We start from the raw sequence: 22,207 nt of genomic DNA on the forward strand, positions 1-22,207 counted from the left end.
TCCTTGGACCTCTGGCTCTACATCCTGCTGTTCGTCCTCTTCCTCTTCCTCCGGGTGCCCGTCGCGTTCGCGATGATCGCGTCGAGCATGCTGTACTTCTACAGCCACGGCCTCTCCGCGGGTTACGCGATCTCGTCCGTGGTGAACGGGATCAACAGCTTCCCACTGCTCGCAGTCCCCCTGTTCATCTTCGTCGGCACCATCGCAAACCATCTCGGCATCGCCACGCGGCTGTACGACCTGGCGCGGTCGCTCCTGCCGCGGCTGCCGGGCAATCTCGCCTACGTGAACCTCGGCACCGCGATCGGCTTCTCTTGGATCAGCGGCTCCGCGCTCGCGGACGCCGCGTCGACGAGCAAGGTCCAGATCCCCCAGATGCTCAAGTCCGGTTACCCATACGGATTCTCGGCAGGCCTCACGGCATCGGGCTCGCTCATGAGCACCGTCATGCCGCCGAGCATACCTGCCGTGCTCTTCGCCGCGACCGCGTCGATCTCGACCGGTGCCCTGTTCGCAGGCTCGATCATCCCGGCGATGCTCATGGCGCTCGGTCTGGGCGCCTACGTCTTCTTCTGGGTGCGGCGCCACCCCGACGTCGCGGTCAGCCAGCCCTTCGTCGGGTCGATGCTCGCCAAGGCCGCCGTGCGAGTGATCGGCCCGGCGATGCTACCCGTGATCATCCTCGGCGGCATCTTCAGCGGACTGTTCACGCCCACCGAGAGCGCGGGCATCGCGGCGGTCTACATGCTCATCCTGGGAGCGATCTACCGCACCCTGAACTGGCGGGTGTTCTGGAAGGCAGCCAAGGAGACAGTCGTCGTGTCCGCTGGGATCCTTCTGATCCTCGGCGCGTCGAACCTCATGGGTCAGGTGCTCGCGCGCGAGCAGGTCTCCCGGGCGTTGGGCGAATGGCTCACGGGCTTCACCGACAACCCGATCGTGTTCCTGCTGATGCTCAACCTGCTCTTGATCCTGCTCGGCATCCCCCTCGAGGCCCCGCCGGTGATCCTGGTGCTCGTGCCGATCCTCATGCCGATCATCGCGCAGTTCGGTATCGATCCGGTGCAGCTGGGCGTCATCATGATCCTCAACCTGATGATCGGATCGCTGACACCACCGGTCGGTGCAGTGCTGTTCGTCGTCGGCTCGATCACTCGCAGACCCATGGGCGAGCTGTTCCGCGGAATCCTGCCCTTCCTGATCCCGCTCGGAGTCGTTCTGCTGCTCCTGACACTGTTCCCAGTGATCGTCACGAGCCTGCCGACGCTGCTCGGCCTCATGTAGCCGGGCCCCAGTCTCCGATGGCCCCGCGACGCTCGTGTCCTCCCCCACCGTCGCGGGGCCGTCGGACGAACACGTCGGTTGCGCCTGAAAGGAATTCCTGTGGCCAGAACCCTCTTCGTGCTGAACGGCTCGAATCTGAACATGCTCGGTCTGCGCCAGCCCGAGCTGTATGGCACCACGACGTTGGACGACGTGCGCCGCGACTGCGAGCGAGTTGCGCGCGAGCTGGGGTTCGATCTCTTCTTCGCGCAATCCAACGCGGAGCACGAAGTCGTCGAGTGGGTGCATGAGGCCTTTCGCCGGCAAGCGATCGTGGTGATCAACCCGGCGGGCTTCAGTTTCCAGTCCGTTCCGCTCCTCGATGCGCTCAGGATGCTCACCGCTCCGGTCATCGAGGTGCACATCACGAACATCCATGCTCGCGATGCCGTCTACCACCACTCCCTGATCTCCTCGGTCGCGCGCGTGGTGATCGCAGGCGCGGGCGTGTATGGGTACGAACTGGGGATTCGCGCCGCCGACCGGTTGGCGCGCGAGAGCATCCGCGATTCCGACGCCCACGAAGAGCTGTGATGCGACGGGTCAGCCTTGAGCGATCGCGTCGGCGGCCTCGAACCCGAACACCAGCGCCTTCGTGAGCGCTGTGCCCGTCATGTAGGACGCACCATGGAAGCCGCCGACGACCTCCCCGGCGGCGTAGAGCCCCTCGATGCGGCTTCCGTCGATCCGCTTCACCGAGCTGTCCGCCGCGACGCTGAGTCCGCCATACGTCGAGGTCATCGCGGTCACCGCGGCGTACGCGTAGAACGGTCCGGTTACCACTGGCATCAGCGCGCCCACCCCGTTCACGAGACCCGTCCTGCCGAATGGGTCCTCATGGCGACCCGACACGCTCTCGTTGTAGCGCGCGACCGTGCGTTCGAGCCTTTCCGGCGGGATTCCGAGTTCGCGCCCGAGCGCCGCGATCGTGGGTGCGCTCACGAGGTGCCCGAGCTCCTCGAGGCGCTCCATGTCCGAGAGCGGAACGCCGGGCTTCGAACGGGCCCGCACGACGGAGTCGAAGATCTGGAAGGCCGTCCGCCCGGGCTGGCGCAGCACCGCAGACCCGAGGACCTTGTACGACTCCGACTCGTCCGCGAAGCGCTCCCCGCGAGAGTTCACGAGGATCGCCCCGAGGTAATTGGCGGTCAGCAGCTCGTGCTCATCGTCCGTCGTCTCCGCGTGCTGTCCGTAGGTGCCGGCGACGTGCCCGATGTCGGCCAGTCCAGCACCCAGCATCCAGGCCATTCGAAGCCCGTCGCCCGTGTTCCCGACACCGCCGTACGGCATGGCCGCAGCCTGATCGGGCACGAAGAGCTCGAGCAGTTCGCGCGAGCGCGAGAATCCCCCGCTGGCGAGGACGACCCCCGAGCCCGCGATGAGGACTCCGTTCTCGGACGTGATGCCCGCCACTCTGGATCCATCCGTGACAAGTCCGCCGGCCGCGTGTCCGGGGAGGATTGCGGCACCCGCGGCGACCGCCTCGTACTCGAGATGCGCGAGCAGATCGCCGATGCGAATCAGATGTGCCCGTGCCACCGTCATCCCTGCACTGACCTTGAGTTCGTCGGTCCACGCCCCAGCATGATCGATCGCGGCGACCGCATTCGCTTGCCGGTCGACGAGCGCCCGCGTCAGCACCTTGTCGGCGAAGCCCCCGCCGGTCTCGATCATGTCCGCGAGGAAGAGGTCGTCGGAGTCCTCGACGCCTGCTCGGCGCTGGAGCGTCGTGCCGGACAGTGCGAACCATCCTCCGCTCATCGCGGAGCTGCCTCCGAGCCGATCGCGCTTCTCGACGAGGGCGACACTCCGTCCGTGCGCGGCGAGACGCTGCGTCGCCGCCAAGCCCGCGAGTCCTCCCCCGACGACGATCGCGTCGAATATCCGAACATCCAGCTTCGTCATCGCCGGCCTTCCTCGTCATGTCCCCGGGTCATGACTGCTCTGCTGCTTCGATCTCTGCCCTGAATCGTGCGACGTCGACCGTTGCGCCGGTGCGGGCGGCACGCCCTGCCGCCTCGACGAGCGCGAGCGTGCGCGAGGCGTCCTCGGCTGAAACGAGGGGTTCCGCACGTCCACGCGCGACCTCGATGAAGTGATCGAGCTGCGCCTGGAACGAGCCCCGCGATGCAACGGGGAGGTAGGTGCGCGACAGGGGCGAGTACCAATCTGGCGGCACTGACGCATCGTAGGCGTACTTCGCGAGGTTGGGCACCGACAATGCCCCGCGCGTGCCGACGATCCTATAGGCCACCCCGTCGGGAAGGAATGGGAACGCGAGCGTCTCTTCGGTGGCCTGGTCCCAGCCCCACGGCGAGACTCCGGCATCGGAGGCGAGGAAGCTTCCAACCGCTCCGCTCTCGAATCTGAGATTCAGCGACACCGTGTCCTCGACCTCGAGGCCTCGGGCATGCGAGCTGTGCATCGCCTGAATCTCGGCTACCTCGCCGCAGAGGTGCCGCAGCAGATCGACGTCGTGCACGACGTTGATGAGCGTCACGCCGGCACCGGGCAGGCGGTGCCAGGGCGTGTCGGTGAAATACGCGTCCCCTTTGCGTGCCGACCAGAGTCCGCTGACGGCGACGATCTGTCCGAGCTCACCGTCGTGGATCGCGGTGCGGGCGCGCGCGACGGCGGGATGGTGACGCCGATGGTGGCCGACCAAGAGGCGTCCGTCCAGACGCGCGACGGTGTCGACGAGCCGACGGGACTCGGCGTAGCGCATGGCGACCGGCTTCTCGAGGAGTACCGCGACGCCGGCCTCGAGGCATTCGACAGCCGACTCCACATGCAGCGGGTTCGGGTTGGCGATGATGACCGCATCGAGCTGCTCGGATGCCAGCATTCCCGCGGTGTCCTGAAACGTCGGACACTCGAAGCCGATGTCGCCGGGTAAGACCGGGTCGGCGATCGCCGCCAGGGCCGCGCCTGACGCCGATCGGATGAAGTCGATGTGCTGGCGCCCCATGAAGCCGACTCCGACGACGCCGATGCGAAGTGGCACGGGTTCGGATGCCGTCACGGAGCCTCCCTGCATCGTCGCCTTCGCGACGGTCCGGAGAGAGCGTATGCCACGATGGATCGACGCACAGGGAACGTTCCATTCAGCGGCGAATGCCACGGGCGGCGGCCCGGGACCGCATGTTCCACTCGACGGGACATCGCTTTGCGAACCGATCGATGTCGGTAAGAGTCAGCACTGCCACCGGGCCGTAACTTGACAGCGTGGTCGACGACGATCCCGCCCCGTGCGAGAGGTGTCGACCGGATGTCGTGCTCCGGCCACAGAATGTCATGCCAGTACTCGCACGAAGACGTGCGCAGAAGAAGAGGAGAGTCCCATGGGCACAGCCCGTTCGATGCGCCGAGGCCTAATCGCCGCGTCGATGCTCGCAGCAACCACCCTCGCCATCACCGGCTGTGCCGGAGGAGGCGGTGCTCCCGAAGAGACCGGCGATGCGGGCGCTTCGGAGAACAAGCCCGTCACGCTTACTGTCGCAACGAGCCAGAATGAGCAGACGCCGAACTATTTCTGCGGTGTCGAGCTGCTCAAAGAGCGCCTCGAGGACGCCGACATCGGCTTGACCGTCGAGCTGTATCCGGCGAGTCAGCTCGGCCCTGATGCCGACCGATTCCCGCAGGTCCAGGCAGGCGATATCGACATCGACCTGCAGGGCGCGTCCGCGCTGAGCGCCACCTACGAACCGATCGGCGTCGTCGATGCCGCTTACGCATTCAATGACGTGGACCACGCGTTCCAATGGATCGATGAGAGCTCGGAAGACCTGTTCTCGGGCTTCCACGAGGCCACCGGTGTCAACGTCGTCGACGGCTGGTTCTTCGGCAACCGCACGTTCACGACCAAGGATGTCGAGGTGCACAGCCCCGACGATCTGGCGGGCGTGCCCATCCGGTTCCCGAACTCCCCCATCTTCCTCGCGAATGCCGAAGCGCTCGGAGTGACCAGCCCCGTCTCGGTTGCGGTGGAGGAGGTCTACACCGCTCTGCAGCAGGGGATCGCGGTGGGCCAGGAGAACCCCATCGTCGCGACCCGCTCGTCGAGCTATGACGAGGTCCTCAACACTGCGATCCTCAACGACCACAACGTCGGCATCCACTGGATCATCGTCAGCGACAAGACCTACGAGAAGCTCAGCGAGGAGCAGACGGCGCTGCTCGAGGCGACGATCCACGAGATTCGGCCTGAGAATCGCGATTGCGTCGACGAGCAGACCGAGGAGATCCTCGACGAGTACCGCGCGAACGACGCCTTCACCGTGATCGAGCAGGAGGACATCGACATGGATGCCTTCATCAGCCAGGCGGAGGAGTTCTTCGAGGGCTACTTCACCGGCGAGAACCTCGAGGCCTACCAGGCGATCCGCGAGACGGCAGACTGACCTCAGAGATCAGCAAACGGGGTGGGTGCGAATGCGCACCCACCCCGTTCCCGTCTCCACAGTCAGTGATGGCCTCCTGCGCACATCCGACGACTCAGGCTCAGGGCGGCAGCGCGCACGTCCGGAGCGATGCGGTCGGGCACCACGTCGGAGGCTGAGCCAGCGACGGAGATCGCGGCGATGGGCGCGCCGCCATGATCGAGGATCGGGCTCGCCGCGCAAGCGCGGTCGTTCGCGCACTCATCCATCGCGGTGGCCACCCCGAGCCTGCGGATGTCGCTCAACTCCCGCAGGAGCGCTGACGGCTCGGCGATCGTGTGCGGTGTTCGCACTTCCAGTCGACCCTGGATGATGCGCTCGCTGACACCCCGCGGGGAGAACGCCAAGATGGCCTTTCCGAGCGCCGTCGCGTGTGCTGGGAGGCGGCCGCCGATCCTGGCGAGTGGCTTGGAGGTCGGCCCGCCGCGCAAGATTGCGATGAAGACGACGTCGGCTCCGTCGAGAATCGCGAGGTTCACCGTCTGACCGGTCGCGTCGCGCAGCTCGGCCATCACGGGGAGCGCGAAGTGACGGAGCCTTCGCGGCTCCTCCACGCTCTGCGCCAGCTCGAAGAGGCGGACGCCCAGATAAAGCTTGTCGCCGTCGCGGTCGAGGAAACGCTGCGTGACGAGATCGGCGGCGATCCTCGAGACCGTCGACTTCGGAAGGTTGGCACGCCGGGCCAGCTCCGAGACACCGAGGCCTACATCTTGCTCGCCGAAAGCGTCGAATACGGCCGTCACGCGGTCGAGAACGCTGACCGAATCGGTCCAGTCGGCGGTGCGCATGCCTTACGCGGCCGTGAGTCGGCGGCTGACGTTCGTGCCTGCGGCACGAACCAGGGGTGCGACGCGATCCGGGTCCATCGCTCCGCTGGGGCCCGCGATGGAGATGGCACCGAGCACGACGCGGTCACCCGAGAGGACGGGGCTGGCGACGGCGAGGATGCCGGGGTACGAGACCTCCAAGTCCATCGCGACGACCGAGGCACGCACATGAGTGAGTTCGTCTCGGAAGTGGTCGGCGGCGGCGGCGATGAGCGGTGCGCTCACCCGGTCCAGTACGCCCTGATCGGCACAGAAGGCGAGGTAGGCTTTGCCGCTCGCCGTCGTCAGTGCGGGCGAGTGCATGCCGGCCCGCGTCGGGAGCATCGGAAGGCGACCCGCGACGGCGGCGATCGACACCATGTCGGTCCCCTGCGGCACCCAGAGCCCCACTCGTTCTCCCGTGACATCCCGCAGGTGCCGTATCACGGGCGCCGCAGCGGCGAGGAGCCGGCGAGGGAGGCTCGCGCGTGCGCCGAGCTCGAAAAGACGCAGCCCGAGCGTCACGCCGTCGTCCGCGCGCTCCAGGTAGCGCTGCCCGGTCAGCTCCGCGACGAGGCGCGAGACGGTGGACTTCGGCAAGCCGGTCCGCATCGCGAGATCGGTGATCGAGATCGAGCCGCCGGACTCCTTCACCGCCTCGAGGATCGAGATGATGCGACCGAGCACGGAGACCGGTCCGCCCGACCGAGCGGGGATCGTGTTCCATTCGGCGAGACTCGTCATCGAGTATCCCCTTTCAGCGGCTTGAATCGTCGTCGATCGCCCTTCGATCTCGAATGTACTAGTTAGTACAGACCCATGCAATGCTGTTCCGAGAATCATGTAGGCACCATCGCCGGTGGCCGCAGAGAGGCGCCATGCGCACATCGATCGCCACAGTATGCCTGAGCGGCACACTCGATCAGAAGCTCGTCGCCGCACACGAGGCGGGCTTCGATGGAGTCGAGATCTTCGAGCCTGATCTGATCGCCTCGCCGCAGTCGCCTGAGGCCATCAGAGCGCGAGCCGAGCAGCTCGGGCTGTCTCTCGACCTGTACCAGCCCTTTCGCGACTTCGAGGGTGTCGGCCCCGAACTCCTCGAGCAGAACGTTCGTCGCGCAGCGGCGAAGTTCGCCCTCATGAATCGCCTTGGCATCGAAACCATGCTGCTGTGCAGCAACGTCGCGACTGCGCGCAGCGGCGATGAGCAGCTTGCCGCGGCCCAACTCCGGCAACTCGGAGATGTCGCCGGGCGCTTCGGCGTTCGCGTCGCCTATGAGGCGCTCGCTTGGGGCCGATTCGTCGACAGCTATGAAACCGCCGCTCGCATCGTGCGCCTGACCGATCATCCCCGCGTCGGCCTCTGTCTCGACAGCTTCCATATCCTCTCGAAGGGGCATGATCCTCAGGCGATCGAGACCATACCCGCCGACAAGATCTTCTTCGTCCAGATGGCAGACGCCCCACTCCTCTCGATGGACGTGCTCTCGTGGAGCCGACACCACCGCGTCTTCCCAGGCGAGGGCGGCTTCGACCTCGGCACCTTCATGGCACACCTCGTTCGCACGGGCTACGACGGTCATGTCTCGCTCGAGATATTCAACGACACGTTCCGCCAAGCCGATCCCCGCGCTACGGCGATCGACGCTCGACGCTCCCTGCGCTGGCTCGAGCATGAGACAGCCGTATCCTTGGGCACCGCCGCGGGCGGCCGCGCCGCTCGAATGTCGACCGCCACGCTTCCCGACATCGAGTCCGCCGCCGACATGAACTACGTAGAGTTGCGAACCAGCGAGCTGCATGAGCTCAGACGCCTTCTCATGCAACTGGGCTTTCGCTCCCATGGCGCGCACCGGACCAAGAACGTCGAGCTGTGGTCGCAGGGGGCAGCTCGGGTCGTGCTCGGCGCGCCGGACTCGGAGCATCCGCAGCCGACGGTGGCCGGCCTCGGCCTCTCGGTGAGCGATCCCGCCACCGCATTGCGACGGGCGAAGGAACTCTTCGCGCCCGAGGTCCCTCGCGAGGAGGGAGCAGGCGAGGAACCCCTCGTGGGTGTTCGAGCGCCCGACGGTTCGGAGGTGTTCTTCGGTGCCGCTGGAGAAACGGAGCCGCGATGGGTGGGTGAGTTCGGCACCCCCGATCACGATGACCCGCACATGATCGAACGTGTCGATCACGTCAACCTTGCTCAGCCGTGGCAGCACTTCGATGCAGGGGTTCTCTTCTTCCACTCTGTACTCGACCTGCGTGCGGAGGCATCGATCGAAGTGGCCGCACCGGTGGGCCTCGTGCGCAGCCAGGTCCTTCGCAGCGCCAACGGAACCCTACGAATCGCTCTCAATCTGGTGCCCTCCGGTGCTGGCGAAGATGCGATACTGCCGCAGCACATCGCCTTCGCAACGTCCGATATCCTCGCGCTCGCTCGGGCGGCGCGAGAGCGCGGCTTCAGACCCCTCGACATCCCCGCGAACTACTACGACGACATCGAGGCGCGCTTCCAGATCGACCCCGCCCTCCTGGATGAGCTCAGGGAACTGAACGTCATGTACGACCGGGACGAGTCCGGGGCGTTCCTGCACTTCTATACACCTCCCATCGGGACCGTGTTCCTCGAGGTCGTCGAACGACGTGATGGATATGCGGGCTACGGCGCGCTCAACGCGCCCGTCCGACTGGCCGCCCAGTACGAGCATCGCCGCGCCGCAAGTCAGGAGGCTCCCGCGTGATCCGCCACGTCGCCGTCTTTCGATTCGTCCCCGAATTCACGACCGAACAGCGAGAGCACTGGATGTCACTCTTGCGGGCGCTGCCGGAGCAGATCCCGCAACTGCGAAGCATGAGCGTCGGTACAGATGTGCTGGGAGGCCCGGCCTCGCATGAACTTGCGCTCGTTGCCGACTTCGATGATCTTGACGCGCTGGATGCCTACACGCGGCACCCTGCCCACGCCGAGGTGCTCAGGATCTCCGCACCCGTGAAGGCGTCACTCGCGACGGTCGACTTCGAATTCCCGGATGCCTCGTGACGGATCAAGAGCGGGACATCGGATCGGGTCTTCGCCCGCGCCGGGAGCACTACCTCGTCGGCCTGATCGGCGAAGGCATCACCGCATCCCTGACGCCGGCGATGCATGAAGGAGAGGCCACCGAGATGGGACTCGACTACGAGTACCGCATCTTGGATCTCATCGAGCTCGGCCGACCGGCCGAGGACGTCGGCGCGATACTCGCCGAAGCCGAATCTGCTGGTTTCGCCGCGATGAACATCACCCACCCCTGCAAGCAACTCGTCCTCGATCTCGTCGATGAGCTGGACACGGATGCCGCGCAGCTGGGTGCAGTGAATCTCGTGGTGTTCGACGATGGCCGTCTCGTCGGGTACAACACGGACTGGATGGGATACCGCGACGGTCTCACGACAGGCCTGCCAGGAGCATCGTTCGAGCGCGTCGTGCAGATCGGCTGCGGCGGCGCCGGCGCTGCGACCGCATACGCGCTCCTCTCGAAGGGCACGGCGCGGCTAGATCTGTCGGACATGGACGACACCCGCGCCGAGGACCTCGCCGCCCGCATGCGGGTTCATTTCCCGACGCAGACCATCGTGACGTGCAAACTGCACGACCTTCCCCATGCCATCGCCCAAGCAAGCGGCGTCGTCCACGCAACACCGATGGGGATGCTCCATCACCCGGGGATCGCCCTCGACCTCGACCAGCTGCGGGGAGGAGCGTGGGTGTCGGATGTCGTCTACCGACCGCTCGAGACCGAACTCGTCCGGCAGGCTATCGATCGAGGGCATCCTGTGCTCGACGGCGGGCGGATGGCCGTGGGCCAGGCATGCGCTAGTCTCCGAATCATCACGGGCATGTTGCCCGATCGTGACCGGATGGAGCAGCACTTCCGAGAGCTCATCTGCGCTGAGGAGCAGTCCGGCACTGGAGGGAGCTCGTCATGACCGATCGGCTGAGCGATCTGCGCGACAGCGGGATGACCGACCGTGCGATCCGCACCCAGGGGGACATCCTCGAGGTCGCCACCGCGGAATTCGCAGCGAACGGCTATGCGGGTGCGCGAGTCGACGAGATCGCCGCGCGTACGCGCACCACGAAGCGCATGATCTATTACTACTTCGGCTCGAAGGAGGGGCTCTACCTCGCAGTTCTGGAACGCGTCTACGCGCAGATCCGCCAGGTCGAGCGCGGCATCCACATCGACGAACTGTCCCCCGACGAGGCACTGCGAACGCTCGCAGAGGCGACATACGATCACCACACGACGCACGAGGCATTCATCCAGCTCGTCAGCATCGAGAACATCCATCGCGCCGAGCATCTGCGTCAATCCCCGACGATCCTGCGGGAGAACGTCACGGCGATCACGCTGCTCGAGGAGGTCATCGAGCGAGGGGTGCACGACGGCATCTTTCGCGCCGACGTCGATGCGCTGGACGTGCACATGATCATCAGCGCCTACGCATGCTTCCATGTCGCCAACCGGCACACGTTCGCCGCCATCTTCGAGAGAGACATGCTCGACCCCGCGCTCCAGGAATCGCACCGACGGCTCATCGGCGACATGATCGTCGCGACGATGACGGGTCGTCGCGACGACCGACGCGTGCACTGACGGGCGTCAGACCGCTCCTGGCCTGCCCGCGCCGAGGCGGCCCGTGAGAGTCAGCGCAGCCGCGCGGATGGCCGGCGCGAACCGGTCAGCGTCGAATCCGTCCGCGCGTCCCGACACCGAGATCGCCCCCACGAGCCTGCCCGAGGGCGCGAACACCGCGCTCGCCGCGCAAGACAAGCCGGCGGCGAACTCCCCCACCTCTGCAGCGAGCTCACCCCGTCGGATGTCGGCGAGCTGACGCCTCAGCACTGCCGGATCGCTGATCGTCTGGGACGTCCAGGCATCGAGTCCTGAAGAGACGACATCGTCGACGTCGGAAGCGGGTGAGTGCGCGAGCACTGCCTTTCCCAGCGCTGTGGCATGGATCGGGAGCCGTCCGCCGACGCGTACTGCCGGCGGCGCCGCCGAACGGCCGCGCATGACGGCGATGCAGACCATCTCATTCCGGTCGAGGATGGCAAGGTGCACGTTCTCGCCCGTCTTGTGACGGAGGCCTGCCATCACCGGCAGAGCGGCGACCCTGAGTTGCCGCGGCTGCTCGGCGAGCTGCCCGAGCTCGAACAACCGTAGGCCCAGATGGATCCGCTTCCCGTCGCGCTCGAGATAGCTCTGGCGCACGAGCGTCGCGACCAGTCGGGAGACGGTGGACTTGGGAAGGCCTGCGCGCAGAGCGAGTTCGGAGATGCCCAACCCCCTGTCGTCCTGGTCGAAGGCCTCGAGGATGGAGGTCATCCGGTCGAGGACGCCGAGTGCGTCGTTCACGGCGTCGGGCATCGATCAGGCCATCTGCAGTGCCAGCCGGTGTGTGAGCGCGAGAGCCGCGTGCCGCACCAGTGGCATCATCCGGCTCGCGTCCATGTCCGTCACCGGCCCCGCTACGGAGATCGCCGCCACCGGCACGCGTTCCGGTGACAGGACCGGGCTCGCGACCCCGACGACTCCGGGGAAGGTCTCGCAGCGGTCGATGGCGACTGATTCTCTGCGAACCATGGCGAGCTCCCGCTCGAGCATGTGACGCTGGTGAGGGTCGAGCCCGGTCATCACGCTGGAGAGCACCGACTCGTCGTTCGTGAAGGCCAGGACCGCCTTGCCGAGGGCGGTCGTCACTGAAGGCACTCGAACTCCCGCCCGGGACGGCACCGGCCGCAACCGCCCCCGCACCGAGATCACCGAGAGCATGTCGCTCCCCTCCTGAACGGCGACGTTCAGGTGCTCACCGGTCGCGTTGAACAGCTCGGCCAGCACCGGCAGTGCAGCGATGCTGAGGCGCCGGGGGGTGCTCGCGCGTGCGCCGAGCTCGAAGAGCTTCAGACCGATCACGACTCCATACTCGCTGCGCATCAGGTATCGCTGCCGGATGAGGTCGCCAACGAGTCGCGAGACGGTGGACTTCGGGATGCCGGTGGCCAGAGCGAGCTGGGTGATCGTGGTTGTGCCGTGCGACTCGCGGACGGTATCGAGGATGGCGAGGATCCGGTCGAGCACGCACACCGGCTCGTCTCTGAGTGCGGATCGCATGAGTGCAGTATCCGTCGAGTTCGAGAGGGCGGCAAGCGTGCCTCGCGTCGACGCTGTCATGATTCCACTCAATGGAACACGGTCCTCCGTAGCACCGTCTCAAGGCGCTGAGAGGGGGCCTGAACCCTCCACACGGATGGGTTCAGACCCCCTACCTGGGACTCTCGGTTCTTGGTTCGGCGTTAGACCGCGCAGAACGGCTTGATACCCATGGCGCTCTCCAGACCCTCCATGACGTGCTGCTTGAAGAACTCGTCGCCCGCCAGCGGAGCGTCGGTCCAGGCCGCGACGTCGTGACCGAGTGTCGTCAGCCATGACCGTCCGCCGTCGTAGTAGTGGCACCAGCTGACCGGGTGCGATTCGCCGTGGCCGGCGGGGGTCGCCTCACTGGTCGCTTGGTCGACCTCGAGCAACACGTTGACGTAGCTCGGGTAGGGCACCAAGTTGTACCACTCGTCCTTGAAGACCCAGGTCTTCGGCATGAACGAGGTCGACACGTCCTTCCTGTTGATCCGCTCGACCGTTCCCTCGCGGTTCGGTCCGTGGTTGTAGAAGTTCGCTCCGCCCAGGAGACCCTCGTAGTACGGCCAGTGGTACTCGGCACCGAAGGCATTGTGGATGCCGACGAAACCACCGCCGCCGCGGACGTACTGCATGAGCGTGGTCTGCGCGGCGTCGTCGAGCGTGTCACGGTTGGAACCCAGGAACACGACGGCCTGGTAGTTGTTCAGCCGGCTGAAGCTCGCGAGGTCCTCCGTGTAGTCGACGGCGATCCCACGTTCCTCGGCCCACGCCTTCAGGGCGATCTGGGCGACGTTGTCGGCGTTCAGCGGCGGGTTGAGCCCTGGTGCCAGCGGTGTGCCGAGGTGGGCGTGGCGCGGGCCCGCGGTGCGGCTCCAGACGAAGATGCGCTTCTGCTCACCCTCGACCCATCCGTTGCCCCACTCGTTGTAGCACTCGGGATCGGTGCCGCGACACACGCCGTAGTCCTTGATCTCGTCGAGGTAGATCTCGTCGGCGGACACCGACTGTCCACCGTTTCCGTTTCCGTGTCCGTTCCCATGTCCGTTGCCCCGGTCGTTGCCGAGGGCCGCTCCACCGAGCGCCAGGCCGGCGCCGAGCGCCGCCGCGGCGACGAGGGCGGCTCCGGAGCGTATGAGCGATTTCATGTGATCTCCTTTGATCGTTCGTGCTGACCTCGGGTGCGCCAAGCGCGATCGGCCCGGGGCTGCTGTGAATCTAGGCGTCCCCGAAGCCGCACGGCAAAGCTCGTTCCACCCAGTAAGCCGGCCGGGTCTTCCGATGGACACGAACGTCGGTCATGCCCTTCACTGGAAAGCGGAGGCGCCATGAACGACGGACGATTGCTCGTCGTATGCAAAGACGACAGCATGCTCGAGGTGATCGACCTCGAGACGTCGAAAACCGTAGGGGCCGTGATCGCCTCAGGCTTCGCACCGCACGAGGTCGTCGCGACAGGCGACGGACGACTTGCGTATATGCCGGTGTACAGCGATGCGCCTGTCGGGTCCCCCGGAAGCGATGGCCGGCGGGTCGATATCGTCGATCTCCTGACCTTTCAACGTGTCGGCGAAATCCGCCTGGCCTTCCCGAGCCGTCCGCACCAGTCCAGTCTGCTCACGAGCGATCACGTGATCGTCTCCACTGAACTCGACGAATCGGTCACCGTGATCGACCGGCGAACCCTTCGCGTCGTCGCGCGGTTGCCAACCGGTCAGGCGGAATCCCACACGTTCGCGGTCAGCGCCGACGGAAGTCGCATCGTGACGGCGAATGTCGGCCCGGGGAGCGTCAGCGTGATCGATGTCCCTTCGCGCACGCTCGTCGGCATCGTGGTGGTCACTGAGAAGGTGAATCGCATCTGCCTCGAGCCCCAGGGACGTTTCGCCTACACGGCCGACCAGGGTTCGCCTCGCATTTCCGTCATCGATACGGAGCTCGTCGAGCACGTCGCCTGGATCGAGTTGCCGTCGATCGGATTCGGCACGGCGGTGACGGCCAACGGTTCGCACATCGTCGTCGCTCTCAGGGAGGCTTCGGAGATCGCGGTGGTCGATCGCCGATCCGGGGAGGTCGTGCATCGAGTCGCAACGCCGAATCACCCTCAGGCGATCGTTCTCCATCCCGACGGCGTGCGCGCGTATTCCGCCTGTGACGCCGACAATTGCGTCGTGGAGGTCGACATCCGTGCGGGTCGACTGCTGCGTCGGCTAGAGACCGGTCGCAAGCCCGATGGAATCGCCTGGAGCCCGCTTCCCCCTCTTCGGACTCGAAGAACCGACAGTGCGAATCATAGAGACCGGCACTGACGCCTACCGGCTCAACCACTCCCGTCAGCACACCAGCAGCTGAGACCCCAGCGACGAGTCCGGCGCTGCGATCACGTGGCCGTGGACGTGGTGGGGGTATCGGAGCGGTAGGAGTGCCCGAGTTGGGTGCTGAGTCCGAAGTAGTGACGGAAGTTGTAGATCAGCGGTTCCCATACCCCGGGATCCACATGGTTGGTGCCCGGCACCACGATCTGCTCAGCGGCGTGGACCCGGCTCACAGCCGCCTCGATGATCATGAACCCGCTCGCTGCCCCAGGGATCACGTTCACGGCTTCACCCTCGAGCTGGAACGGGCACTCCGCCACCCGCGGCGGCCGGACCGTCGCGGACGGGGCGGGCGTCAACCCGGCGGCACCGAATTTGTCCGGTTCGAACCTCATACCAGCGGGTTTGCTCGCCGGGACCGGGAACCGCCCCGTCAACGACGCCAGCCGTTCAATGTTCGCCCACGACCCCGCGGACGGCACACTCACGACCAGCTCAGGTCGTTCGAGAAGATTCGTGACGGTCTGACCGGCTGAGCCGATCCCGAGCACCAGGGTGTGGCCCAGCGCCCATGCCGAGGAGATCGGCGCGAGGTTGAACGTCCCATCGGAGTTCTCGGTCGTGACCAACACCACCGGGGTCCCGAAGTACAGGATGTTCGGCTCGATCACGACAAAGCCGTCAGCACCAACCTGTGATTCAACGTCAACAGCACTACTCACACCCACCAACGTAAGCGCTGGACACTTCGGCCAGAGGCGAACTCTGCCGCACGACGTGCTCCGCGCTTCGATTGCCGCGGTGGGCCCCACCTTCAGTTGACGTGACCACCGGCCGGTGAGCGCGTCGAAGAACGCGGCCGCCAGGGCCGGCGGCTGAGCCGCGGCCGGTCGCACCGGAGCCTCCCCTGGGCGATCGATGACCGGGGAGGCTCCGACACTGGCCGGCGGCCCATCATCACGAGGTCAGAGGCGCGGGTCCTCCTGAACCTTCACGGCATTGACGATCGGCTCGCGCTCGCTGATCTCGCCGCGGAACTCGATCGTCAGGTCGCCGCCGGCGTGCTCGACGGTAGCCTCCTGCACGTCCGCCGTCAGCGCACCCACGGTTGCCTGGACGTCGTGGTCGTGGAGGACGGGCGCCCCGTTCACCAGGACGTCGAACGCCCGCTTGCCAGCCTTGACCTTGTCGATCTCCGCGAAGTCGAGGCCGATCCGGTACGTTCCGGCGGGCGCGTCCTTGAACACGTAGCTGAACGTCTTGCCGGTCCGCTGGGTGCGGAACAGGTCGTCGTCCTCGGTGCCGCCGATGTCGGCCTTCGTGGCGCGCTCGGCACCACCGACGTACCCCCACAGCTCCGAGTCCAGCGCCCGGTCGGGCGACCAGACGAAGCCGTCCGTGCCGACGAACCCGGCCCCGCCGACGTCGACGCCCTGCCAGTAGGCCGAGGTCGCCAGCTGTACCGGCTCGAACTGGGACGCGCCCTTGCCGGCATTGGACGCGACGAGCACGTCCCCGACGAGCACGCCCGGCTCGACGCCGGCGTTGTCGACTTTCGCCGTGACCGCGGTGGACTCGCCGACTCCGAGCTCGACCATGCCGTCCACGGCCTCGCCCTTGAGCGTCAGCCACGGCAGATCGGCGGCCTCGTGCCCGCTGTCGTCAGCGCGCCGCTGTTCGCTCAGCCGGACCTGGAGCGGGGCGGAACCTGCATTCGTGACGGTCACGTCAGTCGTTGCCGTCTGGCCCAGGCCCAGGCCCAGGAACCAGTCGAGGTCGCCTCCCGTGACGGTCGCGACGCCGGTCGTCAGTGCGGTGTCGACCACCTCGGCCTGGTCCTTCGCGGCGATGGTCACCGGCCGGCCCGCCGTAACGTAATTCGGCGCAGAGACCTCCACGGTGTTCTCGCCGACCAGGGCCTGAGCCTTCCACCGGCCCAGCTCGTCGGCCGTGATGACCCGGTCGCCGGCGGGCCCGAGCAGCGTGACGATCGCACCCGCGATCGGCTTGCCGTCGTTCGCGTCGGTGACCGTCCCCTCGATCGTGCCCGACGCCGGGAGCGTGTACTCCAGTCCCAGCCCGGACGTCAGCGCGGTCTCGTTGAACGAGTACTGGCTCGCGGGGTTGCGCGTCAGGCTCTCCAGGCCGACCGTCGCCGACGACCCGCGGGTGAGGGGGCTGTCGCCGCCGACGCCGTCGCCGTACCCGATCTGGATGCGGCCGTCCGCGATCAGGGTGACCGAGAAGCTCACCCGGGCCGTCCGGTCGCTGTAGAAGGTGGCGTTGCGCCACTCGATGACCTCCGCGGCCGTCCCATCGACCTCGGTTTCGCCGAAGTAGATGCCCGCCTGGTCGTCGACGACGAGGTCGTCCCACAGCGGGTAGATGGCGTCGATCGGGCTCCCCGACGGCAGTGCCGAGTTGCCGCCCAGCGTGCTCGCCCGGTCGAAGACCAGCGACCCGTTCGTCGTCACGCACACGCCGTCCCAGGCCGTGTCGTAGAACGGGAACAGGAAGCTGGAGTCGAACCATAGGGGGCCGCAGACGTCGTCACCGTGCCATCCGGAGTCCGTGGTGCCCTGCCGGTAGAGCCCATCGGTCACCTGCATCGAGTACGAGCGACCGGCCGGAGCCACGGGCACGGGGCCCGGTTCCGGCTGCTCGGGCTGGGGCTCAGGCTCGGCCTCGGTCCCGCGCGGGTCGAGCGTGACGCGCAGCGCCGCGACGCTCGGGGCCCGCAGGCCCTTCGAGCCCCGCAGCTCGACGGTCAGCGGGCCGCCCTCATGCTGCACGACGGCGGTGTGCCAATCGGCGGCATCCGGACCCACGGCGGAGGCTGCGTCGTAGGCGTACTGCGTCAGCTCGTCGTCGACGAGGACGTCGAACACCCGCTTGCCCGGGCGCACCTGCTTGGTCTCCGCGAACCCGAGGTCGACGGCGTAGGTGCCCTTCGGTGCATCGGGGAACGTGTAAACGAGGTCCTTGTCCGGCGTGGTGCGCTGGGACTGGAACAGAGTGTCGTCCTCGGTGCCCTCGATCGGGGTGCGCGTGGAGGTCGCCTTGTCCTTGCCCTGGAAGCCCCACGTGCCTTCGCCGGCCGCCTGGTCGGCGGACCAGGTGAAGCCGGTGGCATCGGTGAACGAGGGCCCGCCGGCGTCGACGCCCACCTGGTACATCGTGGTCGTGAGCGTCACCGGGACGTAGGTCTTCGACTGCCGCCCGGAGTCAGACCGCACGACGATGTTCGCCCCCAAGGTGGCGGGGTCGACGTCCTTCGAGGAGATCGAGACCTTGACCGTCGTCGACTCTCCTGGGGCGAGGGTGCCACCGTTCGAGGAGAGCGACAGCCAGGGCAGGTCGGTGATCAGGTCGTCCTCGACGTCGACGAGCATGACGTCGTCGGTCAACTGGTCCACCGCCCACAGCGCGCCGGTCGAGTCGGTCTCGAGGCCGCCGCCCGCGCCCACCTTCTGGCCCGGGAACCACCACGCGTTGACGAGCGAGCAGTCATCAGGGTCGACCTGCAGCAGGCGGGTGGGCCGGTTCGAGGTCAGGTCGGTGTACCAGATGGTGTTCGACGCCTGGTTGAAGGCCAGGCCCATGATCTCCGGCAGCGGCGGGGTGCAGAACGACAGCAGCGCGCCCGCGTCGTCGTGGGAGGTGCCCGCGACTGTCCCGATCATGCCATTGCTCCGGCCGCCGACATAGAACACGTCCTCGGCGGGGTTGTAAGCGAGCCCGGTCAGGGGCAGCGTCGACCAGTCACCCTTGATCTGCCGGGTCTCCTTGCCCGTCTCCCGGTCAAAGCAGTGGATGTAGCTGTCGGGGCTGTCCTCCATCTGGCACATGTCGCCGGTCTTGGTGTCGAGCGCCATGTCGAACGCCCGGTAGTCGGGGTTCCACGACGCGTCGAAGACCTTGCCGGTGGGCTTGCCCGTCACCGTGTAGGCGGTGTTGGTCCGCTTGTTGTAATCGTGGATCCACACGTCTCCGTCGTACCCGACACCCGTGGGCTCCTTCTCCGCGATGGTGCCCGGGATCGCGATGCGGGTGATGACCTCGCCGCCGGCCGTCGCGCCGACCTCGGCGGAGGCGGTCTCCTCCGCGGCAGCGGACGCCACCAGCTCACCGTCGACGTTCGACGGCACCATGTCGATCGCACCGGCCTGCCAGGCGGTGAGGTCGATCGTGCTGTCCGCCTCCGTCCCGGTGCGCGTCGTGGCGGCGGGAGCGTCGAGTTCGGGATGGCGTTCGGCCTCCCCCAGGTCGTACGTGAGCGGGGAGGACCCGGTGTTGGTCAGCTTCAGCGAGCCGACGCCGTTCTGGTCTGTGCCCATCACGGCGTCCAGACCGTCGGTCTTCAGGTCGGCGACGCCCGTGGTCAGGGGCGCGTCGATGGTCGCTTTCGCGAAGAGCTCATCCAAGGTGAACTCGTACGACCCGGTGACGTAGTTCGGCGCCTCGACCGTCATCGTATAGTCGGCGACGGGAAGCTGGCGGTGCACGAGGCCCGTCCCGTTGGTCGTGACGCGCTCGACGAGGCCGTCCTTGTCGGTGAACGAGACCGTGGCCCCGGACACCGGCAGTCCGTCGTTCTTGTCGACGACGGTGGCATCGAGGTAGCCCCAGTCGGGCAGGTCGTACGTGACGAGCATCCCGTCATGGAGCACCGGCGCGTTGTTCGAGAACTGGATGCCGTCCACGCCCGCCCAGCCCTGGATGCCCGTGATGGCGCGGGCGCCGCCCGTCACGGCGTCGTCGGTGCCGATGCCCTCGCCGTACCCGAAGAGGATCTTGCCCGAGCGGGTGAACGTGGCCGAGAAGTTGACCGGCTCCGTGTACTCCGACCGGATCGGGTAGGACCAGATCTTGGCGTCGCGGTACTCGACGACGAACGCGTCCTCGCCGTCGAGCTTCGTCGCGGCCGTGAACACGCCGCCACCCGGGGCGAACTGGACTGGGGTCTCGGCGGAGAACGGGAAGGCGCCGGCGCCGCCGGTGCCCGGTCCCGTGGAATCGCCTGGAGCGATGACGCCGCGCAGGCCGATGCTGAGCGTGTCGTGGCTCCCGTTGTAGAGCGCGATCGGGAACGGCAGCTCCACCGTCGCCCAGACGCCGCTCGTGAAGCTGACGGGGTCGGTACCGCGCAGGTGCTCCCCCTCGGAGACGGCGCAGCTGTAGCCGCCCTCGTCGACGACGAGCCCTACCGGGATCTCCAGCCGCTCGTTCTCGGCGTCGACCGTCAGCGGGACGGACGTGGGCGAGAAGCAGGCGTTGGGTGTGACGGCAATTCCGTACCGGCCCTCGGGCACGCCAGCCATCGTGAACGCGCCGTCGGCGTCCGTGCGGACGGGTTCCAGCGGCGTGCCCTTGACCGACACGTCCGCGTTCGGGACGGGGTCGCCGTCCCCGTCGACCACCGTGCCGCGGATGTCGTGCCGTGCGGCCACCGTGAGCGGGAGGTCGGCGGAGGACTCCTCGCCGAGGGCGATCGAGAACTCGGCCGTCGCGGTCAGGTAGCCGAAGACCTGCGTGCTGAGCCGGTAGTCACCGACGGGCAGGTTCGCCGAGAATCGGCCGTTCTCGTCCGTCCCGACGGAGCGGCTGAACGGGCCGCTGATCGTCACGTCGGCGCCGACGACCGGCTCGCCGTTCGCGGTGACCACGCCCGTCAGCGTGCCGCCCTGACGGGGTGCGAGTTCGAGCAGGCGGGGCAGGTCGAGCCGACCCTCGCCGTACATGTTGTTGAAGTCGGCGGTGCCGCCGCACGACGTGTTGTCGACGTCGACGGCCGACTCGCCGAGCAGGCGACGGGTCTCCTCGACCTGCCCGATGAGCGTCGGGTCATAGCTCCACAGGTCCGCGACTGCGCCTGCGACGTGCGGTGCGGCCATCGACGTGCCGGACATCTCGACGTACTGGTTGCCGGGGTAGGACGAGCGGACACCCACCCCGGGCGCCGAGATCTCGGGCTTGATCTGGCTGTTCTCGCCCTCGCCCTTGCGCGAGAAGGCCGCCAGGTTGCCGTCCACGTTGTAGGCGCCGACGGAGTAGGCGCTCGGGGCCGACCCCGGCGAGGAGACGGTGTCGCAGCTCGCACCCGGTGAGGTGTTGCCCGACGACCAGACGCTGAAGATGCCGGCAGCCGTCCACGCCTCGTCGATGGCCTGGAAGAAGTTGTCGAAGTTGTGCTCGGCCTCTTGGCCCCACGAGTTGTTGATAACGTGCGGGCGCCTGGAGGGGTCCGGGTTCTTGCCCTGGAGGTCGGTCGGGGCCAGCAGCCACCAGCCGGACTCGAGCAGGGACTCGACCCCGGAGCTGTCGCAGCAGCCGTTGGTCGCGATCCAGTTCGCGCCCGGGGCGACGCCGACGTGATTGATGCCGTCGTCGCCCACCATCGTGCCCATGGTGTGCGTGCCGTGGCCGTTGTCGTCGCACGGCGCGTCCGAGCAGGTGCCCCGGGCGGCCATCCAGTTGTGGTCGTGGGTGAAGGTGCCGTCCGACTTGGCGCCGCGGTACTTCGACATCAGCGCCGGGTGGTCGAACTGGACGCCCGAGTCGAGGTTGGACACGGTGATGCCGGCGCCGGTGGCGCCCATCGCCCAGGCTTCGGGGGCGCGGATGGCGTCCACGCCCCACGCGTCGACGCCCGCGTCGCCCGCGGCCTCGTCCTGAGGGCGGACGCCCTCGTTGGCGGGCGCCCCCTCATCGACGGGTTCGACGAGCGCGACCTGCGGCGACGCGTGGATCTCGGCGACCTGTCCGACCGAAGCGATGTCGAGCGCGAGGTTCTGCGTGCCGCCCTTGACGAGCACGGCATTGACGAGTGGGTAGGACGTGTACTTCACGCCCGCCGCGTCGAGCTCGGCGGCGACGGCCGCCTCGGACGCCCGAACAGACTTCTTGAGGGCGTCGTAGACGAACTGGCCGCGCTCGTCCCAGTCGGTGAGCTCCTTCGCGGGCGTCAGGTCGGCTTTGGTGTTGAACGTGATCCAGAAGTCGGCGACCGGGTCCTCGTGGAAGCGCTCCTTCAGGTCACTCGAGATCTTGGCTTCGGGCGGGCCGGCATCCGGCTCAGCCGCCGCCGGGAGCGCCGTACCCATGATCAGGCCGGCCGTGACGGCCAGCGTCGTGACGATGGCGGTGAGTCTCATGGGTGG

17 protein-coding genes are annotated in these 22,207 nt (G+C 67.1%); 8 read left to right on the forward strand and 9 right to left on the reverse strand.

Features of this window, described 5'->3' with window-relative positions; all coding sequences use genetic code 11:
* Positions 1–3 precede the first annotated feature (3 nt).
* Together AC1C2S_RS18835 and AC1C2S_RS18840 are read left to right on the forward strand one after the other, a co-directional pair.
* Complete coding sequence (locus AC1C2S_RS18835) at positions 4–1,284, forward strand: TRAP transporter large permease (RefSeq protein ID WP_495354127.1); 1,281 nt, start codon at positions 4–6, stop codon at positions 1,282–1,284.
* A 117-nt stretch (positions 1,285–1,401) separates the two neighbouring features.
* Positions 1,402–1,857 (forward strand): type II 3-dehydroquinate dehydratase, encoded by a 456-nt coding sequence (locus AC1C2S_RS18840; RefSeq protein WP_495354128.1) that lies wholly within the window; start codon positions 1,402–1,404, stop codon positions 1,855–1,857.
* Between the two features lie 9 nt (positions 1,858–1,866).
* On the opposite strand, the gene AC1C2S_RS18845 is transcribed toward AC1C2S_RS18840, so the two are convergent.
* Together AC1C2S_RS18845 and AC1C2S_RS18850 are read right to left on the reverse strand one after the other, a co-directional pair.
* A complete protein-coding gene (locus tag AC1C2S_RS18845; RefSeq protein ID WP_495354129.1) occupies positions 1,867–3,228 on the reverse strand; it encodes an FAD-dependent oxidoreductase in 1,362 nt (453 codons plus the stop codon).
* 28 nt (positions 3,229–3,256) lie between these two features.
* Positions 3,257–4,345 carry a Gfo/Idh/MocA family protein gene (locus AC1C2S_RS18850; protein ID WP_495354130.1) on the reverse strand — a complete coding sequence of 363 codons (1,089 nt, stop codon included), beginning with the start codon at positions 4,343–4,345 and terminating at the stop codon, positions 3,257–3,259.
* A 319-nt stretch (positions 4,346–4,664) separates the two neighbouring features.
* Between AC1C2S_RS18850 and dctP the strand changes: the two genes are divergently transcribed.
* A complete protein-coding gene (gene dctP, locus AC1C2S_RS18855) occupies positions 4,665–5,723 on the forward strand; it encodes a TRAP transporter substrate-binding protein DctP (RefSeq protein ID WP_495354131.1) in 1,059 nt (352 codons plus the stop codon).
* 62 nt (positions 5,724–5,785) lie between these two features.
* Here dctP and AC1C2S_RS18860 read toward each other — a convergent pair whose 3' ends face one another.
* Together AC1C2S_RS18860 and AC1C2S_RS18865 are read right to left on the reverse strand one after the other, a co-directional pair.
* A complete protein-coding gene (locus AC1C2S_RS18860) occupies positions 5,786–6,550 on the reverse strand; it encodes an IclR family transcriptional regulator (protein WP_495354132.1) in 765 nt (254 codons plus the stop codon).
* Between the two features lie 3 nt (positions 6,551–6,553).
* Positions 6,554–7,312 carry an IclR family transcriptional regulator gene (locus AC1C2S_RS18865; RefSeq protein ID WP_495354133.1) on the reverse strand — a complete coding sequence of 253 codons (759 nt, stop codon included), beginning with the start codon at positions 7,310–7,312 and terminating at the stop codon, positions 6,554–6,556.
* Positions 7,313–7,446: 134 nt separating this feature from the next.
* Between AC1C2S_RS18865 and AC1C2S_RS18870 the strand changes: the two genes are divergently transcribed.
* From AC1C2S_RS18870 to AC1C2S_RS18885, 4 genes are read left to right on the forward strand one after another with little or no spacing between them, the layout of a single operon-like run.
* A complete protein-coding gene (locus AC1C2S_RS18870; protein WP_495354134.1) occupies positions 7,447–9,294 on the forward strand; it encodes a bifunctional sugar phosphate isomerase/epimerase/4-hydroxyphenylpyruvate dioxygenase family protein in 1,848 nt (615 codons plus the stop codon).
* Complete coding sequence (locus AC1C2S_RS18875; RefSeq protein WP_495354135.1) at positions 9,291–9,593, forward strand: Dabb family protein; 303 nt, start codon at positions 9,291–9,293, stop codon at positions 9,591–9,593. The genes AC1C2S_RS18870 and AC1C2S_RS18875 overlap by 4 nt, the downstream gene beginning before the upstream one ends.
* The gene (locus AC1C2S_RS18880) at positions 9,590–10,522 is read left to right on the forward strand and encodes a shikimate dehydrogenase (protein WP_495354136.1); all 933 of its coding nucleotides are present in this window, start codon (positions 9,590–9,592) and stop codon (positions 10,520–10,522) included. Before AC1C2S_RS18875 ends, AC1C2S_RS18880 begins: the two co-directional genes overlap by 4 nt.
* Positions 10,519–11,193, forward strand: a complete 675-nt coding sequence (locus tag AC1C2S_RS18885; protein ID WP_495354137.1) for a TetR family transcriptional regulator — start codon at positions 10,519–10,521, stop codon at positions 11,191–11,193. The genes AC1C2S_RS18880 and AC1C2S_RS18885 overlap by 4 nt, the downstream gene beginning before the upstream one ends.
* Positions 11,194–11,199: 6 nt before the next feature.
* On the opposite strand, the gene AC1C2S_RS18890 is transcribed toward AC1C2S_RS18885, so the two are convergent.
* The 3 genes from AC1C2S_RS18890 to AC1C2S_RS18900 all read right to left on the reverse strand — a co-directional run bounded on the left by AC1C2S_RS18890 (position 11,200) and on the right by AC1C2S_RS18900 (position 13,880).
* Positions 11,200–11,967, reverse strand: coding sequence for an IclR family transcriptional regulator (locus AC1C2S_RS18890; protein ID WP_495354138.1), 768 nt, complete (start codon positions 11,965–11,967; stop codon positions 11,200–11,202).
* 3 nt (positions 11,968–11,970) lie between these two features.
* A complete protein-coding gene (locus AC1C2S_RS18895) occupies positions 11,971–12,711 on the reverse strand; it encodes an IclR family transcriptional regulator (protein WP_495354139.1) in 741 nt (246 codons plus the stop codon).
* A gap of 182 nt (positions 12,712–12,893) precedes the next feature.
* A complete protein-coding gene (locus AC1C2S_RS18900) occupies positions 12,894–13,880 on the reverse strand; it encodes a ThuA domain-containing protein (RefSeq protein ID WP_495354140.1) in 987 nt (328 codons plus the stop codon).
* A 33-nt stretch (positions 13,881–13,913) separates the two neighbouring features.
* Between AC1C2S_RS18900 and AC1C2S_RS18905 the strand changes: the two genes are divergently transcribed.
* On the forward strand, positions 13,914–15,041 hold the full coding sequence (locus AC1C2S_RS18905; RefSeq protein WP_495354141.1) for a YncE family protein: 1,128 nt from the start codon (positions 13,914–13,916) through the stop codon (positions 15,039–15,041).
* A 71-nt stretch (positions 15,042–15,112) separates the two neighbouring features.
* Here AC1C2S_RS18905 and AC1C2S_RS18910 read toward each other — a convergent pair whose 3' ends face one another.
* Positions 15,113–15,718: a flavin reductase family protein gene (locus tag AC1C2S_RS18910; protein ID WP_495354142.1), complete on the reverse strand. Its 606-nt coding sequence runs from the start codon at positions 15,716–15,718 to the stop codon at positions 15,113–15,115.
* A 294-nt stretch (positions 15,719–16,012) separates the two neighbouring features.
* Positions 16,013–22,201 carry a S8 family serine peptidase gene (locus tag AC1C2S_RS18915; RefSeq protein WP_495354143.1) on the reverse strand — a complete coding sequence of 2,063 codons (6,189 nt, stop codon included), beginning with the start codon at positions 22,199–22,201 and terminating at the stop codon, positions 16,013–16,015.
* Positions 22,202–22,207 lie beyond the last annotated feature (6 nt).

It is taken from the genome of Agromyces sp. Y782 (assembly GCF_059445405.1).